14 protein-coding genes are annotated in these 16,378 nt (G+C 73.3%); 10 read left to right on the top strand and 4 right to left on the bottom strand.

Translation table 11 applies throughout. The features are described 5' to 3' along the window. Window positions 1–135: 135 nt before the first annotated feature. The 5 genes from AB0D10_RS10635 to AB0D10_RS10615 all read left to right on the top strand — a co-directional run bounded on the left by AB0D10_RS10635 (window position 136) and on the right by AB0D10_RS10615 (window position 3,910). Window positions 136–945, top strand: coding sequence for a DUF2127 domain-containing protein (locus AB0D10_RS10635; protein ID WP_360254050.1), 810 nt, complete (start codon window positions 136–138; stop codon window positions 943–945). A gap of 80 nt (window positions 946–1,025) precedes the next feature. After that, window positions 1,026–1,664, top strand: coding sequence for an AIM24 family protein (locus AB0D10_RS10630; protein ID WP_360254048.1), 639 nt, complete (start codon window positions 1,026–1,028; stop codon window positions 1,662–1,664). Next, window positions 1,664–2,314 (top strand): AIM24 family protein, encoded by a 651-nt coding sequence (locus AB0D10_RS10625; protein WP_360254046.1) that lies wholly within the window; start codon window positions 1,664–1,666, stop codon window positions 2,312–2,314. The genes AB0D10_RS10630 and AB0D10_RS10625 overlap by 1 nt, the downstream gene beginning before the upstream one ends. A gap of 230 nt (window positions 2,315–2,544) precedes the next feature. Next, window positions 2,545–3,354, top strand: a complete 810-nt coding sequence (locus tag AB0D10_RS10620; protein ID WP_360254209.1) for an AIM24 family protein — start codon at window positions 2,545–2,547, stop codon at window positions 3,352–3,354. A gap of 40 nt (window positions 3,355–3,394) precedes the next feature. Next, a complete protein-coding gene (locus AB0D10_RS10615; protein ID WP_360254044.1) occupies window positions 3,395–3,910 on the top strand; it encodes a MarR family transcriptional regulator in 516 nt (171 codons plus the stop codon). Window positions 3,911–3,994: 84 nt separating this feature from the next. On the opposite strand, the gene meaB is transcribed toward AB0D10_RS10615, so the two are convergent. After that, on the bottom strand, window positions 3,995–4,951 hold the full coding sequence (gene meaB / locus AB0D10_RS10610; protein ID WP_360254042.1) for a methylmalonyl Co-A mutase-associated GTPase MeaB: 957 nt from the start codon (window positions 4,949–4,951) through the stop codon (window positions 3,995–3,997). A gap of 85 nt (window positions 4,952–5,036) precedes the next feature. Continuing rightward, entirely contained in the window at window positions 5,037–6,230 is a 1,194-nt protein-coding gene (locus tag AB0D10_RS10605) for an acetyl-CoA C-acetyltransferase (protein ID WP_360254040.1), read from the bottom strand. A gap of 246 nt (window positions 6,231–6,476) precedes the next feature. Here AB0D10_RS10605 and mce point away from each other — a divergent pair, with 246 nt between their 5' ends. From mce to AB0D10_RS10590, 3 genes are all read left to right on the top strand, one after another. Next, window positions 6,477–6,917, top strand: a complete 441-nt coding sequence (gene mce / locus AB0D10_RS10600) for a methylmalonyl-CoA epimerase (RefSeq protein WP_360254207.1) — start codon at window positions 6,477–6,479, stop codon at window positions 6,915–6,917. Window positions 6,918–7,425: 508 nt separating this feature from the next. Continuing rightward, window positions 7,426–12,186, top strand: coding sequence for a hypothetical protein (locus AB0D10_RS10595; protein ID WP_360254038.1), 4,761 nt, complete (start codon window positions 7,426–7,428; stop codon window positions 12,184–12,186). Window positions 12,187–12,293: 107 nt separating this feature from the next. Then, window positions 12,294–13,223 carry a cellulose-binding protein gene (locus AB0D10_RS10590; RefSeq protein WP_030057505.1) on the top strand — a complete coding sequence of 310 codons (930 nt, stop codon included), beginning with the start codon at window positions 12,294–12,296 and terminating at the stop codon, window positions 13,221–13,223. Between the two features lie 99 nt (window positions 13,224–13,322). Here the strand turns inward: AB0D10_RS10590 and AB0D10_RS10585 are convergent, their stop codons facing one another. After that, the gene (locus AB0D10_RS10585; RefSeq protein WP_360254036.1) at window positions 13,323–13,634 is read right to left on the bottom strand and encodes a hypothetical protein; all 312 of its coding nucleotides are present in this window, start codon (window positions 13,632–13,634) and stop codon (window positions 13,323–13,325) included. Beyond that, window positions 13,631–14,428 (bottom strand): alpha/beta hydrolase, encoded by a 798-nt coding sequence (locus AB0D10_RS10580; protein WP_360254035.1) that lies wholly within the window; start codon window positions 14,426–14,428, stop codon window positions 13,631–13,633. The genes AB0D10_RS10585 and AB0D10_RS10580 overlap by 4 nt, the downstream gene beginning before the upstream one ends. 169 nt (window positions 14,429–14,597) lie before the next feature. Between AB0D10_RS10580 and AB0D10_RS10575 the strand changes: the two genes are divergently transcribed. Together AB0D10_RS10575 and AB0D10_RS10570 are read left to right on the top strand one after the other, a co-directional pair. Next, complete coding sequence (locus AB0D10_RS10575; RefSeq protein WP_360254034.1) at window positions 14,598–15,602, top strand: ABC transporter ATP-binding protein; 1,005 nt, start codon at window positions 14,598–14,600, stop codon at window positions 15,600–15,602. 1 nt (window position 15,603) lies between these two features. Further along, complete coding sequence (locus AB0D10_RS10570; RefSeq protein WP_360254033.1) at window positions 15,604–16,371, top strand: ABC transporter permease subunit; 768 nt, start codon at window positions 15,604–15,606, stop codon at window positions 16,369–16,371. Window positions 16,372–16,378: the final 7 nt, after the last annotated feature.

Here is a 16,378-nt window from a genome sequence, read left to right as displayed (position 1 = left end):
CCCGCCCGCGTTGTCACAGCTGTGTGCCGGAACGCGACCGAGCGCGACCACCCGTCACCGGGACCCCCTATCCTGCTGCCCGCGCGTCCACCGATCCGGGCGCCGGAAGCACCACGCCACGGGGGTAGTCACCACATGTTCAAGCGCGACTGGGACCGCAGGACCTGCGCCAAGCGCGGGCACATCACCTACGCGCCGGCCGAGCCCGAGCTGGCCTCCCGGCTGCACGCCGCCACCGCCCTCGGCGACGCCTGGCGCTGCCTGCGCTGCGGCGACTTCGCGCTGGGCGCCCCGCACGGCTCCGGCCCCGCCGCGGACGCGCCGCTGGTACCGCGCGGCAAGGCGCTGCGGGACCTCTTCATCCTGCGCTTCCTCGCCGTCGAGCGGGTGCTGCGCGGACTGCTGATCATCGTGATCGCCTGGGCCGTGTGGAAGTTCTCCAACAGCCAGGACGCGGTGCACCGGGTCTTCGACGAGAACCTGACGGTCTTCAGGCCGGTCACGGAGCACTTCCACTGGGACCTCGAACACGCCCCGATCGTCGAGACGATCCGCAAGACCTTCGACTTCAAGAAGAGCACCCTGCTGGTCGCCGCGGGCGCCCTGCTGGCCTACGCCGTGATCGAGATCGTCGAAGCGGTCGGCCTCTGGCTGAACAAGCGCTGGGCCGAGTACCTGACGGTGGTCGCCACCGCGGCCTTCCTGCCGCTGGAGGGCTACGAGCTGAGCCACCACGTCAGCGCGGTGAAGATCTGCACCCTGGTGCTGAACATCGCGGCGGTCCTCTGGATCATGCTCTCCAAGCGCCTGTTCGGACTGCGCGGCGGCGTGGTGGCCTTCGAGGCGGAGCGCCACTCGGCCTCGCTGCTGGAGGTCGAGCAGGCCGCCGGCACGGTACCGCACCCCGGACACGGACACGGACACGGGGCGCACGCGCGCAGCTGACCGGCGCTTTTGTCCCAGCCCGGTACCAGTCCGGGCCCGCACCCTCCCCGTGCCACGGCCGCAGCGGCTAGATTGCGGCCGTGGCACAGTTCAGACTCCAGGGATCGCGAGTGCTCGCCGTCGACTTGGGCGGGGACGCCGTCAAGGCCAGACACGGCTCGATGGTCGCCTACACCGGGCAGATGACCTTCAAGAAGCTGACCGGTGGCGGTGACGGCCTGCGCGGCATGGTCGCCCGCCGGCTGACCGGCGAGAAGATGACGGTGATGGAGGTGAAGGGCCAGGGCACCTGCTACTTCGCCGACAAGGCCACCGAGATCAATCTGGTCCGGTTGAACGGCGAGGCGCTGTACGTCGAGGCGGACAACCTGCTCTGCACGGAGTCCACCCTGCACACCGGCACCAGCTTCACCGGCCTCAACGGCATGTCCTCCGGCAACGGCCTCTTCACCACCAAGGTGGAGGGCCACGGCTGGGCCGCCCTCACCTCCAACGGACCCGCCATCATCCTGCGGGTCGACAAGAGCATGCCGCTGCGCGTCGACCCGGGCGCGTACGTGGCGCACACCGGCAACCTGCACCGCAGCCTGAAGTCCGGCGCGGGCTGGACCACGGTGATCGGCGAGGGCGGCGGCGAGGCCGTCCAGGTCGAGTTCAGCGGCGACGGCCTGGTGTACGTGCAGCCGTCCGAGAAGGTCACCATCGGGGGTGACGTCTGATGGGCTTCACGAAGATCAACGGCAAGATGGTCGAGGCCCAGGTGGTTCCCGGGCAGCGGCTGTTCAGCCAGCGCGGCGCGATGCTCGCGTACAGCGGCGACGTCCGCTTCACGCCGAACATCACCGGCGGCCAGGGCGGCGTGATGTCGATGATCGGCCGCCGGGTGGCCAACGAGGACACCCCGCTGATGACGGTCGAGGGCCAGGGCCGGGTGATGTTCGGCCACGGCGGCCACCACGTCCACGTGATCGACCTGTTCGGCGACACCCTGTACGTCGAGGCGGACCGGCTGCTCGCCTTCGAGGGCACGCTGCGGCAGTCCACCATGTTCATGGGCTCGCAGGGCGGGGTGATGGGCATGGTCCGCGGCCAGGTCACCGGGCAGGGCCTGTTCACCACCAAGCTGGAGGGCCACGGCTCGGTCGCGGTGATGGCCCACGGCGGCGTCTTCGAGCTGCCGATCGTCCCCGGCCAGGAGGTGCACGTCGACCCGCAGGCGTACGTGGCGCACCGCGGCGACGTGCGCAACAAGCTGTCCACCGCGCTCGGCTGGCGCGACATGATCGGCCGCGGTTCGGGCGAGGCGTTCCAGCTGGAGCTGTCCGGGCAGGGCACGGTGTACGTCCAGGCGAGCGAGGAGAAGCTCTGATGTCCTACCCGCCGCAGCCCCCGTACGGCTCTCCGCACGACCAGCCGACCCAGCCCGGCTTCGTCGTACCGCCGCCCCCTCCGAACCACGGCCCGCAGCAGGGGTACCCGCCGCAGGGCGGCTACCCCCAGCAGGGCGGGTACCGGACGCCCCCGCCCGGGCAGCCGCACCAGCCCTCGCCGCCCCAGCAGCCGTACGCCCAGGAGCAGTTCGGCGGCCCGATCGCCCCCCTGCCGACCGCCCAGGACGGCACCGGCCCGGTGGTCCACGACGTCCACAGCCTGCCGGTCAACGACAACGTCAACCCGTACGCCTTCTCGGTTGAGCTGAACGGGTCCTACTTCCTCCAGAAGGGCAAGATGGTCGCCTACTACGGCGACATCACCTTCAAGGGCGTCGGCGCCGGGATGGTCGACCGGATGCTCGGCCAGCACTTCAACTCGCCGATGCACGCGTCGGACTGGGTGGTCGCCGAGGGCCGCGGCAAGCTGCTGCTGGCCGACCGGGCGTTCGACCTCAATTCGTACGACCTGGAAGACGGCAACCTGACCGTCCGCTCCGGCAACCTGCTCGCCTTCGACCCGACGCTGCGGCTCAAGCAGTCGATCATCCCGGGGTTCCTGACCCTGATCGGCACCGGCCGCTTCGTCGCCGCCTCCAACGGGCCGGTGCACTTCGTCGAGCCGCCGATCCGGGTGGACCCGCAGGCGCTGGTCGGCTGGGCGGACTGCCCGGCGCCGTGCCACCACTACGACCACGACTACATGCACGGGCTGATCGGCGGCATCCGGCGGCTGACCGGCCTCGGCGGCGCCTCCGGCGAGGAGCACCAGTTCGAGTTCATCGGCGCCGGGCAGGTGCTGCTGCAGTCCAGCGAGAAGCTGATGGCGGAGCGGTCGGTCGGGCAGGTGGGCGCCGAGGCGGGCGTCCCGATGGGCGGGGTGCCGTCCCAGCCGGGCTCGGCCGGGCACGGCGGCGGCAACCCCAACCTGCCGGGGCTCGGTAACCTGGGCGACCTCGGTCGGCGTTTCGGCCTGTAAACTTGTACAAGATTGAACTAAATCGAGTATGCTGGATCCCATGGACACGCACACGATCGACACTGCGGACAACCCTCCGTCGCAGCCCGGGGAGGAGACTCCCTGGCTGACCGTCAGGGAGCAGCGGATGTGGCGCGCCCATCTGGAGGTCGCCAAGCTGCTGGAGTACCAGCTCAGCCGCGAGCTCCAGCCCCACAACCTGGCGATCAACGACTACGAGATCCTGGTCGTGCTCTCCGAGGCTCCGGACCGCCGGATGCGGATGACTGACCTCGCGACCGCCACGCTGCAGTCCAAGAGCCGGCTCTCGCACCAGATCACCCGGATGGAGAACGCCGGCCTGGTGCTCCGCCAGGAGTGCCCCGGCGACCGCCGCGGCCTCTACGCGCACCTCACCGAGCAGGGCTGGGAGACCATGCAGCAGGTCGCCCCGGACCACGTGCGCAGCGTCCGGGCCCACTTCATCGACCGCTTCACCCCGGAGCAGCTGGACGCCATGTTCGAGGCGCTCGCACCGATCGCCGAGCACCTGCGCGGCCTGCGCGGCCGCCCGTAGTCGCCCCGGGCGCCCGCCCGCGGTACGACGGAAGGGCCGGCCCGAGGACCGGCCCTTCCGCGCGTCCGGGCCCGGCAGCCCGGGTCAGCCCCGGGTCAGCCCGGCGACGAGTTGGTCGGCCGCGCCGTACGGGTCCAGCCGGCCCCCGGCCACCCGCTCGGCGAGGGCCGCCAGGTGCCGGTCCCCGCGCAGGTCCCCGATCCGGGCCCGCAACTCGGCGAGCGCGATGGCCTCGATCTCCTCGGCGGCCCGGCGCCGGCGGCGCTGTGCGAGCTCGCCGTGCTCCTCCAGCCAGGCGCGGTGCTTCTCCAGCGCCTCGACCACCTCGTCCACGCCCTCGCCGCGGGCCGCGACGGTCTTCACGATCGGCGGCCGCCAGTCCCCCGCCTCCCGGGCCTCGCCGAGGCCGAGCATGTGGTTGAGCTCCCGTGCGGTGGCGTCGGCACCGTCCCGGTCGGCCTTGTTGACCACGAAGACGTCGCCGATCTCCAGGATCCCGGCCTTGGCGGCCTGGATGCCGTCGCCCATCCCGGGGGCCAGCAGCACCACGGTGGTGTCGGCCTGGGCGGCGATCTCGACCTCGGACTGGCCCACGCCGACGGTCTCGACCAGGATCACCTCGCAGCCGGCCGCGTCCAGCACCCGCAGCGCCTGCGGCGCGGTCCAGGAGAGCCCGCCGAGGTGGCCGCGGGTGGCCATCGAGCGGATGAACACCTCGGGGTCGGTCGCGTGGTCCTGCATCCGGACCCGGTCGCCCAGCAGCGCGCCGCCGGAGAACGGCGAGGACGGGTCGACGGCCAGCACCCCGACCCGTTTGCCGAGCCGCCGGTAGGCGGAGACCAGCGCCGAGGTGGAGGTGGACTTGCCGACTCCGGGCGAGCCGGTCAGCCCGACGGTGTAGGCCTGGCCGGTGTACGGCGCGAGTGCGGCCATCACCTCCCGCAGCTGCGGGGCGGCGTTCTCGACCAGCGTGATCAGTCGGGCGACGGCCCGCGGCCTGCCCTCCCGGGCCTGCTCGACCAGCGTGGCGACATCGATCATCAGGAACTCCTCGCACGGGTGCGTACGCCGAAGGGGCTGCGGACCGCTTGTGGCGGTCCGCAGCCCCGAAGATCAGATCAGCTGATCAGGCCTTCGGGACGCGCACGATGAGCGCGTCACCCTGGCCACCGCCGCCGCACAGCGCGGCCGCGCCGATCCCGCCGCCGCGGCGCTGCAGCTCCAGCGCCAGGGTCAGCACCACGCGGGCGCCGGACATGCCGATCGGGTGGCCGAGCGCGATCGCGCCGCCGTTGACGTTGACGATGTCCGAGGAGACGCCCAGGTCCTTCATGGACTGGTACGCGACCGCGGCGAACGCCTCGTTGATCTCGATCAGGTCGAGGTCGGCGACCTCCAGGCCGTCCTTGGCCAGCGCGTGCTTGATCGCGTTGGACGGCTGCGACTGCAGCGAGTTGTCCGGGCCGGCCACGTTGCCGTGGGCGCCGATCTCGGCGATCCAGGTCAGGCCCAGCTCCTCGGCCTTGGCCTTGCTCATCACGACCACCGCGGCGGCGCCGTCGGAGATCTGCGAGGAGGTGCCGGCGGTGATCGTGCCGTCCTTGGCGAAGGCCGGGCGCAGCTTGGCCAGGCCCTCGACGGTGGTGTCCGCGCGGATGCCCTCGTCCTGGCCGAACAGGACCGGCTCGCCCTTGCGCTGCGGGATGGCGACCGGGACGATCTCGGCCTCGAAGACGCCGTCGGCCTGCGCCTTGGCGGCCCGCTGGTGGGAGGCTGCGGCGATCTCGTCCTGCGCCTCGCGCGGGATGCCCAGGCGGGTGTTGTGCTTCTCGGTGGACTCGCCCATCGGGATGTTCTCGTAGGCGTCGGTGAGGCCGTCGTGCGCCATGGCGTCCAGCATCCCGATCGCGCCGTACTTGAAGCCCTCGCGGGACTTCGGCAGCAGGTGCGGGGCGTTGGTCATCGACTCCTGGCCGCCGGCGACGACGATGTCGAACTCGCCGGCGCGGATCAGCTGGTCGGCCAGCGCGATGGCGTCCAGGCCGGAGAGGCAGACCTTGTTGATGGTCAGCGCCGGCACGTTCATCGGGATGCCGGCCTTGACGGCGGCCTGGCGGGCCGGGATCTGGCCGGCGCCGGCCTGCAGCACCTGGCCCATGATCACGTACTGGACCTGGTCACCCGTGATGCCGGCCCGCTCCAGCGCGGCCTTGATGGCGACGCCGCCGAGGTCGGCACCGGAGAATCCCTTGAGGGAACCGAGCAGGCGACCCATCGGGGTCCGCGCACCGGCAACGATCACAGAGGTGGTGTTGGTCATGGGACGGGCCCCTTCGCACGTCGTGGCCAGGTGAGGATGCGCTCAATGTACTGACCTGGTACCCGCCCGTCACCGGAGCGACGGTGTGATCGAGCGCACTGGCACCCTCCAGTCAACACCGTGCCGGAGCGGTCCGGGTGAACCCTGCCGCGTGTGAGCAGGCTCGCACGTCCGGCACTGGCGTCCGTCGCGGGCCATGCGCTGCACTTGGTGCCACCCTTGTCCCCCCATCACCCGGAGGTCGCCGTGCTGACCCGTATCGACCACATCGGCATCGCCTGCCGAGACCTCGACAAGACGGTCGAGTTCTACCGCGCCACCTACGGCTTCGAGGTCTTCCACTCCGAGGTCAACGAGGAGCAGGGCGTCCGCGAGGCCATGCTCAGGATCAACGGAACCGACGACGGCGGCGCCTCCTACCTCCAGCTGCTGGAGCCCACCCGGCCCGACTCCACCGTCGCCAAGTGGCTGGAGAAGAACGGCGAGGGCGTGCACCACATCGCCTTCGGCACCGCCGACGTGGACGGCGACGCCGCGGCCATCGGCGCCAAGGGCGTCCGGGTCCTCTACGACGAGCCCCGGATCGGCTCGATGGGTTCGCGGATCACCTTCCTGCACCCCAAGGACTGCGGCGGCGTGCTGACCGAGCTGGTCACCTCCGCGCAGAGCGCCCGCGAGGAGCACTGATCGTCCACGGACCGTCCCCCAGGGTGCCGCGCGTCCCGGCGGCACCCGACGGTCCGTCGGCCATGACCCGTCAGTAACCTGGACGGAAGAGCCGGAAAACCCCCATGCGGCCATTCCCCCGCGGTGCGCTCCCACTACAATGCCCAGGTGCGCGAAGACTCCGGGGGACGGAGGCGACGGGCACGGCCGAAGACAGGCCCGTCCGCCCGCCGGCGGTCGGCCCGTCGCAAGGGGAGTCCATTACGCGGGCACGGCTGAACAGTCGCAACGGATCTGTCACCATTCTCCACAAGGCAAGAGTTCGCCCAGGAGTCCACTCGGACGGGGGAACGCGGTACCCCCGCGCTCCCGCGCCCCGGACTCCGACGACCGCGGCGGGCGGCCCCGGATTGGCGAGGGGTCGTCCACCTGCTGCGGATGCAAGGACCAGTCGGACCGGCGCCCGGGAAACGGGAGCCAGGAACCGGCCGGGTCGAGGACGCGACCAGGAGATGGATGGGACCGCGGAGTGCGGGGCAACGACCGCTACGAGGCTGACGATCACCTCTCCCAGTTCGAGGCCGAGATGGGTCGGACTCGGAAGGAGCGGGACAAGGCAGCCGAGCATGCCGAAGACCTCGCCTACCAGGTGGAGGTGCTGCGGGCGAAGCTGCACGAGTCCCGCCGGATGCTCGCCCAGCCGCGCGCCTTCGACGCCGTCTCCGGCCAGGCCGAGCAGATGCTCCGCACCGCCGAGATGCAGGCCCAGCAGCTGCGGGCCGACGCGGAGCGCCAGCTGCGCGACTCCCAGGCCGCGACCCAGCGGATCATGGCCGAGGCCGCCGAGCGCACCGCCCGGCTGGAGGCCGAGCTCACCGCCCGCCGCCGCCAGCTGGAGGACGAGCTCGCCGAGCTGCGCCGCTCCGCCGAGCAGCACGTCAACGGCTGGGCCGAGCAGAGCCGGGCCGGCTCCGAGCAGGAGGCCCAGCGCGTCCTCCAGGAGGCCCGCGCCGAGGCCGAACGGATGGTCGCCGCCGCCCGCGCGGAGGCCGTCGCCCTCTCCGACCAGGCCCGCGCCCAGACCGCCGCCGACGTGGACGCCGCCCGCGGCGAGGCCCACGCCGCCGCCGAGGCCGCCCTCCAGCGCGCCCAGAACGACGCCGAGCGCCTGCTGCGCGCCGCCTCCGAGCAGGCCCAGCAGGCCGGTGCCCAGGCCGCCGCCGACGTGGACGCCGCGCGTGGCGAGGCCCAGCAGCAGCTGGCCGCCGCCCACGCCGCCGCCGAACACCAGCTCACCGCCGCGCAGGCCGAGATCGGCCGGCTCAAGGCGCAGGCCGCCGCCGAACAGGCCCGGGCCGAGCAGCAACTCTCCGCCGCCAAGGCCGAGATAGACCGGCTGCGCGCCGAGGCCATCGCCGAGGCGGAGCGCACCCGACACGAAGCCGCCGCACTGCGCGCCCAGGCCGAGCAGGCCGCCGAGCAGCTCCAGGCCGACGCCGAGGCCGCCGCCGAGCGCAAGGTCGCCGACGGCGAGGCCGCCAACGAGCAGCGCTCGCAGACCGCCAAGGCCGAGGTCGCCCGGATGGTGGCCCAGGCCACCAAGGAAGCCGACGCGATCCGCGCCGAGGCCGAGGCCGTACGGACCGCCGCCGCCACCCGGCAGGCCGAGGCCGACGCCGCCAAGGCCGCCGCCGCCGAGGAGAGCGAGCGGCTGCGGGCCACCGCCGAGTCGGTCGCCGCCGAACTGCGCGGCGAGGCCGAGGCCGCGATCGCCGAACTGCGCGCCCGCGCCGAACGGGACGTCGCCGAGCTGCGGGCCCAGGCCGAGGCCGAGGCCCTGCGGCTGCGCAGCGAGGCCGAGGAGGAGGGCCGGGCAGCCGGCGCCAAGGACGCCACCGTCCACCTCGCCAAGGCCGCCAAGACCGCCGAGGAGGTGCTCGGCCGGGCCAACCAGGACGCCGAGACCGCCCGGAACGAGGCCTCCGCCGAGGCCGAACGGATCCGCGCCGAGGCCGCCGCCGAGGCGCAGCGCCTGCGCGAGCAGGCCCAGGCCGCCGTCGAGCAGGCCCAGAACGCCGCCCTGGACGACGCCGCCGCGATCCGCGAGCGGATCGAGCAGATGCAGGACGAGGCGGCGCGGCTGCGCGCCGAGGCCGAGGAGCTGCGCGCCCAGGCCGCCGCCGAGGCCGACCGGGTCCGCGGCGAGGCCCGCCGCCAGGCGGTGCTGCAGATCGAGGAGTCGGCGAAGAACGCCGAGGAACTGCTCACCAGGGCCAAGGCCGACGCGGACGAACTGCGCGCGGGCGCCGCGGCCGAGATCGACCGGCTGCGCGAGCAGGCCCAGGAGCAGGCCGCCGAGACCCAGGGCCGGGCCGAGCAGACCCTGGCCCGGGCCCGCGCCGAGGCCGGGAAGATCACCGCCACCGCCGAGCAGCAGGGCCAGGACGCGCTCTCCGCCGCCAAGGCCGCAGCCGCCGAGAACCGCACCGCCGCCGAGCGCGAGACCGCCGAAATCCGCCGCGAGGCAACCGAGTTCGACCAGCGGGTGCGGTCCGAGGCGACCGCCGCCGCGGAGGCGCTGAACACCGAGGCGCAGGCCGGGGCGAGCGCGGTGCGAGACGCCGCGGTGGCCGACGCCGAGCGGGTGCGCACCGAGGCCGACACCGAGGCCGCCCGCACCCGGGCCGACGCCGGGGCGGCCGCCGAGGCGCTGCGCGAGGAGAGCCGCCGCGAGCGCGAGGAGGCCGCCGCCGGGCTGCGCCACGAGCGCGAGGAGACTGCCGACCAGCTGGCCGCCGCCCAGGCCGCCCGTCTGCAGGCCGAACAGGCCGCCGCCGAGCTGCGGGCCCTCACCCAGCGCGAGACCACCCAGCAGCGCGAGACCGCCGAGGCCTACGCCGACCGCGTCCGCACCGAGGCCGAACAGCACGCCGCGGACCTCACCGAACGCACCGCGACCGAGACCACCGAGGTCCGCACCACCGCCGACGCCTACGCCGCCGAACAGCGCGAGACCGCCGACGCCTACGCCGCCGGGGTGCGGGCCGAGGCCGAACAGGCCGCCGGCGAGCTGCGGGCCCTCACCCAGCGCGAGACCACCCAGCAGCGCGAGACCGCCGAGGCCTACGCCGACCGCGTCCGCACCGAGGCCGAACAGCACGCCGCGGACCTCACCGAACGCACCGCGACCGAGACCACCGAGGTCCGCACCACCGCCGACGCCTACGCCGCCGAACAGCGCGAGACCGCCGACAGCTACGCCGCCGAACAGCGCGAGGCCGCCGACGAACTGCTGCAGCGCGCCGAGGCCACCGCCGAGCAGCGCCGGGCGGACGCCGCCAAGGACGCCAAGGCCACCCGCGAGAAGGCCGCCGCCGAACTGGCGCTGGCGAACGAGCAGGCCGAGACGGTCCGCGCCGAGGCCGGCCGCGAGCTGTCCGAGGCCCGGGCCACCGCCGACGGCATCCGCGCCGAGGCCGGGGCCGAGCTGGAGCAGGCCAGGGCCGACCGCGCCGAGCTGATCGCCGCCGCGAAGGCCGAGGGCGCCGAGCTGGTCGCCGCCGCCGAGGAGGAGGCCGCCGAGGTCCGCCAGTCGGTGGCCGGCATGTACGAGGCCGCCGCCGAGCAGATCGCCACGCTCAGGACCGCCGCCGGTCAGGAGGCCGCCGAGGTCCGCGAGGCCGCCGAGCAGGACGCGGCCGAGCTGCGCGAGCTGGCCGACCGCGAGACCGCCGAGCAGCGCGCCGCCGCCGACGCGTACGCCGCCGAGGTCCACGACCTGGCCGACCGCGAGACCGCCGAGCAGCGCGAGCTGGCCGACCGCGAGACGGCCGACCTGCGGGCCAGGACCGAGGCCGAGACCACCGCGCTGCGTGAGCAGACCGAGCTGGAGCTGGCCGCCGAACGCGAGGCCGCCGAGGCCGAGCTCGCCCGGCAGCGCGCCGAGGCCCAGGTCTACGACGAGCAGCTGCGCGCGGACGCCGAGGCCGAGCTGCGTGCCGCCCAGGAGACCGCCGAGCAGCTGCGCGCCGACGCCGGGGCGCAGGCCGCCCGCACGGTGGCCGAGGCGGAGGCCCGGGGCGCCCGCTCGCTCGCCGACGCCGAGGAGCTGGCCGCGGGGCTGCACGCCGAGGCCGAGGAGTACGCCCTCGCCACCCGCACCCTGGCCGACGAGTACGACGGCGCCACCCGCGCCCGCGCCGACGCCTACGACGCGGAGACCCGGGAGGCCGCCGAGCAGTTCGACAAGGGCACCCGCGACCACGCCAAGTCCGTCCTGGAGAAGGCCTTCGCCGACGCCGAGTCGCTCGGCGAGGACGCCCAGACCACCGCGCTGGCGACCACTGCCGCCGCCGAGGAGCAGGCGGACGCGATGGTCGCCGCCGCCCGCAAGGAGGCCGACCGGCTGGTCGCGGCCGGCGAGGCGGCCGGCCAGCGCGAGGTCGAGAAGGGCCGTTCCGACGCGGACGCGCTGCTCGCCGAGGCCCGTCGCGACGCCACCGCGATCCGCGAGCGCGCCGAGGAGCTGCGCGAGCGCACCGACGCCGAGGTGGAGGCGCTGCACGAGCGCGCCCGCAAGGAGAACGCGGCGGCCATGAAGTCGGCCGGCGAGCGGGTGGACGCGCTGGTGACGGCCGCGCAGGAGCAACTGACCGAGGCCGAGGAGCAGGCGGTGGCCACCGTCGCGGAGGCCGAGGACCGCGCCGCGGCCCTGGTCGCCGCCGCCGAGGACCGCGCGGGCGAGCTCACGTCGGAGGCGTCCGCCGAGGCGAGCAAGGTGCGCCTCTCGGCGGTCCGCAAGGCCGAGGGCCTGCTCAAGGAGGCGGAGACCAAGCTCGCCACCTCCACCGACCGCGCCGAGGCGCTCATCGAGAAGGCCGAGGCGAAGCTGCAGTCCGCCGAGGCCGAGGCCGAGGAGCGGCTGGACCGGGCGGCGACCGAGGCGGAGAAGCGCCTGCGGGACGCCGACGAGGCCGCGGACGAGCAGGTCGAGCTGGCGAAGGCGGAGGCCGAGCGGCTGCTCGCCGAGGCGAAGGCCGAGGCGAAGCGCGTCACGGACGAGGGTCGGCGCGAGCTGGACGAGCTGGTGCGCCGTCGCAAGGACATCAACACCGAGATCTCCAGGGTGCAGGACGTGCTGTCCGCGCTGGAGGCGTTCGAGGCACCGTCACCGGTCGCCCAGACCAACGGGGGAAGCAGCACCAAGAAGGACGGGGGCGCCAAGGCCGGTGCCGGAGTTGGCTCCCCCCGGTCGGGTGGCAATCGCTCCAAGAGCGCACCACCCGATTGAGCGGACATTGTCCGCGGGACAACGGCATTTCGCCGTCGACACTCCGGTACCGTGTCAGGATTCCCTCAACCACCTCAGCGGTTTGACGACAGGAAGCCCAGAACCCCATGAGCGACAGTCATTCCCCTCACGGCTTCGACCTGGTGCGCCGTGGGTACGAGCGCGCCCAGGTCGACGAGCGGATCACCAAGCTGGTGGCCGACCGTGACAGTGCCTTGACCCGGATCAGTGCGCTGGAGAAGCGCATCGAGGAGCTCCACCTGGAGACCCAGACCGCTCAGGCGGCGGTCGTCGAGCAGGAGCCCTCGTACGCCGGTCTCGGCGCCCGCGTCGAGAAGATCCTGCGTCTCGCCGAGGAGGAGGCCAAGGACCTGCGCGACGAGGCGCACCGCGCCGCCGAGCAGCACCGCGAGCTCGCCGAGGCCGCCGCCCAGCAGGTCCGCACCGAGGCCGAGAACTACGCCAAGGACCGCAAGGCCAAGGCCGAGGACGAGGGCCTGCGGATCGTCGACAAGGCCAAGAGCGACGCCGCCCAGCTGCGCGCCGAGGCCAACAAGGACGCCCAGAACAAGCGCGAGGAGGCGGACGCCCTCTTCGAGGAGACCCGCACCAAGGCCGCCCAGGCCGCGCTGGAGTTCGAGACCAACCTGGCCAAGCGCCGCGAGCAGTCCGAGCGCGACCTGGCCGCCCGTCAGGCCAAGGCCGAGAAGCGCCTGGCCGAGATCGAGCACCGGGCCGAGCAGCTGCGCCTGGAGGCCGAGAAGCTGCGCACCGACGCCGAGCGCCGGGCCCGCCAGACCGTCGAGACGGCTCAGCGCCAGTCCGAGGACATCGTGGCGGACGCCAACGCCAAGGCCGACCGCATCCGCAGCGAGTCCGAGCGCGAGCTGGCGGCGCTCACCAACCGCCGCGACAGCATCAACGCCCAGCTGACCAACGTCCGCGAGATGCTGGCGACGCTGACCGGCGCGGCCGTGGCCGCCGCCTCGCTGCCGAACGACGACACCATGGGCGTGCCCGCCCAGCAGTCGCGCTGACGCGACGCCGCGGCGACGAGCGCGGAGAACACACGACAGGCCCTCACCCGCCCGGGTGAGGGCCTGTCGGTCGTCGCGCCGTCATCATCCCGGGCGGTTCTACCGGGGGTAGGCCCCGTCGGGCCGCTGGTAGCCGCTGCTGAGCTGGTTGCCGTCGTCGTCCGAGACGGTGCCGAACCAGGAGGTGCACCAGACCGACACCGAGTCGGGCCAGTACTGCACCTCGAAGGGGTGGCCGGACCCGTAGTCGCCGTACGAGGTGACGATGAAGGTCTCCCCCGGGCGCATCCAGTAGTCCTCGCCGAGCGGTTCCAGGGTGAGCTCCACCAGTCCCTCGCCCCGGTTGGTCACGGGCATCCGGCCGGTCACCTCCAGGGCCGAGAAGTCCCAGGCGGCCGCGTCCTCGCTCATCCGGCGGTCACCCGGCGCAGCAGGGCGCGGACGGCGGCGTCGAAGGCCTCGGGTGCCTCCAGGGCGCTCAGGTGGCCCGCTCCGGGGATGACGGTCAGTTCGGCGTCGGGGCGGGCCCGGACCATCAGCTCGGCCTCCTCCGGCGCCACCAGGGGGTCCTGGGCGCCCGCGACCACCGCCACCGGCACCCGCAGTCCCGACAGGACGTCCAGGGCCTCCGGGCGGGCCGCCATGGCCCGCTGGGCCCAGGCGACGGCGGCCGGCCGGGCGGCGGAGACCATCGCCTCCACCCGGTCCACGAGGTGCTGCGAGTCCGGTCCGAGCTGCTTGGCCGCGACCTGCTCGTCCAGCAGCAGCCGTACGCTGTCCCGCGCGGTGACGGCGGCCGCGATCCGCTCCCGGTTGGCCCGGACGGCGTCGGTGTCGGCGGTGGCGCGGGTGTTGGCCAGCAGCAGGCCGGACAGCCGCCCGGGGTGGCGGCGGGCGAAGGCCAGCGCGACGTAGCCGCCCATGGAGATTCCGCCGACCACCGCGCGCTCGATGCCGGCCGCGTCCAGCAGCAGGGCCAGGTCGTCCGCGACCGCGTCCAGCGAGGGCTCGTCGGCGCCCAGCTCGGTGCCACCGAAGCCCCGTTGGTCGGGGGCGAGCACCCGGGCTCCGTCCCCGGTCAGGTCGGGCAGCGTGTCCAGCTGGGCCGACCACATCGAGGCGTTCAACGGAAAGGCGTGCAGCAGCACGAGGGGGGTTCCGGTTCCGCTCTCGCGGACGGACACGGCCGAAGGGAGCAGGGTCACGCACCCACCTCGCTTCGCCCGGCAGGCCCGTTCCCCGACGCGCACCTCTCGACGATTCGCTCGCTTCGCTCGCTCATGGGGCCACCGTATTCCGGTGCGCTCGGCGGGCCCACTCAGCGGGCCGCGCTATCCGCTTTGTCCTAGCCTGACAGAGAGTAAGGGAGCGCGAATGATCGAGTTGCACGACCTGACGAAACGTTACGGCAAGACGCTCGCGGTGGACCGGCTCAGCTTCACCGTCCCCCGGGGTGTGGTGACCGGCTTCCTCGGCCCGAACGGCGCGGGCAAGTCCACCACCATGCGCATGATCCTCGACCTCGACCGCCCGACCGGCGGCCGGGTCACCATCGACGGCAGGCGCTACGGACAGCTCAGCGAGCCGCTCAAGTACATCGGCGCGCTGCTGGAGGCCAAGGCCGTCCACCCCGGCCGCACCGCCCGCGACCACCTACTCTGGCTCGCCCAGAGCAACCGCATCCCGGAGCGCCGGGTGGACGAGGTGCTCTCCCTGGTGGGCCTCACCCCGGTCGCCCGCAAGCGGGCCCGCGGCTTCTCGCTCGGCATGGGCCAGCGCCTGGGCATCGCCTCCGCGCTGCTCGGCGACCCGGAGATCGTCATGTTCGACGAGCCGGTCAACGGCCTGGACCCGGAGGGCATCCTCTGGATCCGCAATCTGATGAAGCGCCTCGCCACCGAGGGCCGGACGGTCCTCGTCTCCTCGCACCTGATGAGCGAGATGGCCGTCACCGCCGACCACCTGGTGGTCATCGGCAAGGGCCGGCTGCTCGCCGACCTGCCGATGCCGGAGTTCATCCGGCGCAACTCCCGCTCCGCCGTACGGCTGCGCAGCCCCCAGCCCGAGCGGCTGCTCGACGTGCTGTCCGGCGCCGGCCTGCGCTCCGAACCGGGCCCCGACGGCTCCTACGAGGTGGTCGACGGCGACGTCGCCCGGCTCGGCGAACTGGCCGCCGCGAACGGCGTGGTGCTGCACGAACTCAGCCCGCAGCAGGCCTCGCTGGAGGAGGCGTTCATGCAGATGACGGCCGACTCGGTGGAGTACCACGCGGGCGGTGGACCCGGCCGTGACGCGGCCGGGGCACCCGGTGCCTGGGGCGCCGGCTGGAAGGCGGACGGCGCCCGGCAGGCCGCCGCGGCACGGCAGGAGGAGAACTGAGATGGCGTCCTACCCCGCGATCCTGCGCTCGGAGTGGACGAAGATCCGCAGCGTCCGCTCGACGGTCTGGACGCTCGCGCTGACCTTCGTCGTCACGGTCGGCATCGGCGCGCTGCTGTCCCTGCTCACCAACAACAACTTCACCGAGTTCCGCCGCAACGAGCAGTCCCCGTTCGACGCGACCGGGACGGCGTTCGCCGGCATCATGCTCGGCGAACTCGCCATCATCGTCTTCGGCGTGCTGGCGATCGGCAACGAGTACAGCACCGGCATGATCCGGGTCACCCTGGCCGCCGTCCCGCAGCGCGCCACCCTGCTCGGCGGCAAGGCGGCGGTGCTCGGCGGACTCGCCCTGGCGGTCTCGCTGGTGACCGCCTTCGTCACCTTCTTCGTCGGCCAGTCGCTGCTCGGCTCGCACTCCACCACGATCGGCGAACCGCACGTGCTGCGCGCGGTGTTCGGCGCCGCGCTGTACCTGACGATGCTCTGCCTGTTCTCGGCGGGCGTCACCACCATGCTGCACAACCAGACGCTCGCCCTCGGCGTGCTGGTGCCGTTCTTCTTCCTGCTCTCGCCGATCCTCTCGGCCGTGCCGAAGGTCAAGACCCTGGCGCACTACTTCCCGGACTACGCGGGCTCGCGGATGCTGCTGGTGTACGAGCAGCACGGCCAGCCGTACGGGCCGTGGGTCGGCTTCGTGATCTGCCTCGCCTGGACGGCGGCGGCGCTGCTCGGCGGCATGCTGGTGCTCAAGAAGCGCGACGCGTAGCCGGTCC

The sequence above is a fragment of the Kitasatospora sp. NPDC048545 genome, from assembly GCF_040651155.1.
In the GTDB taxonomy this organism is placed as follows: Bacteria; Actinomycetota; Actinomycetes; order Streptomycetales; family Streptomycetaceae; genus Kitasatospora.
This window is presented reverse-complemented; position numbering and strand designations above follow the sequence as displayed.

Excerpts from the sequence above, each read along its gene's own strand:
- AB0D10_RS10635 (WP_360254050.1), top strand. The coding sequence starts at position 136 with ATGTTCAAGCGCGACTGGGACCGCAGGACCTGCGCCAAGCGCGGGCAC.
- AB0D10_RS10625 (WP_360254046.1), top strand. The coding sequence starts at position 1,664 with ATGGGCTTCACGAAGATCAACGGCAAGATGGTCGAGGCCCAGGTGGTT.
- AB0D10_RS10615 (WP_360254044.1), top strand. The coding sequence starts at position 3,395 with ATGGACACGCACACGATCGACACTGCGGACAACCCTCCGTCGCAGCCC.
- meaB (WP_360254042.1), bottom strand. The coding sequence starts at position 4,951 with ATGATCGATGTCGCCACGCTGGTCGAGCAGGCCCGGGAGGGCAGGCCG.
- AB0D10_RS10605 (WP_360254040.1), bottom strand. The coding sequence starts at position 6,230 with ATGACCAACACCACCTCTGTGATCGTTGCCGGTGCGCGGACCCCGATG.
- AB0D10_RS10590 (WP_030057505.1), top strand. The coding sequence starts at position 12,294 with ATGAGCGACAGTCATTCCCCTCACGGCTTCGACCTGGTGCGCCGTGGG.
- AB0D10_RS10585 (WP_360254036.1), bottom strand. The coding sequence starts at position 13,634 with ATGAGCGAGGACGCGGCCGCCTGGGACTTCTCGGCCCTGGAGGTGACC.
- AB0D10_RS10575 (WP_360254034.1), top strand. The coding sequence starts at position 14,598 with ATGATCGAGTTGCACGACCTGACGAAACGTTACGGCAAGACGCTCGCG.
- AB0D10_RS10570 (WP_360254033.1), top strand. The coding sequence starts at position 15,604 with ATGGCGTCCTACCCCGCGATCCTGCGCTCGGAGTGGACGAAGATCCGC.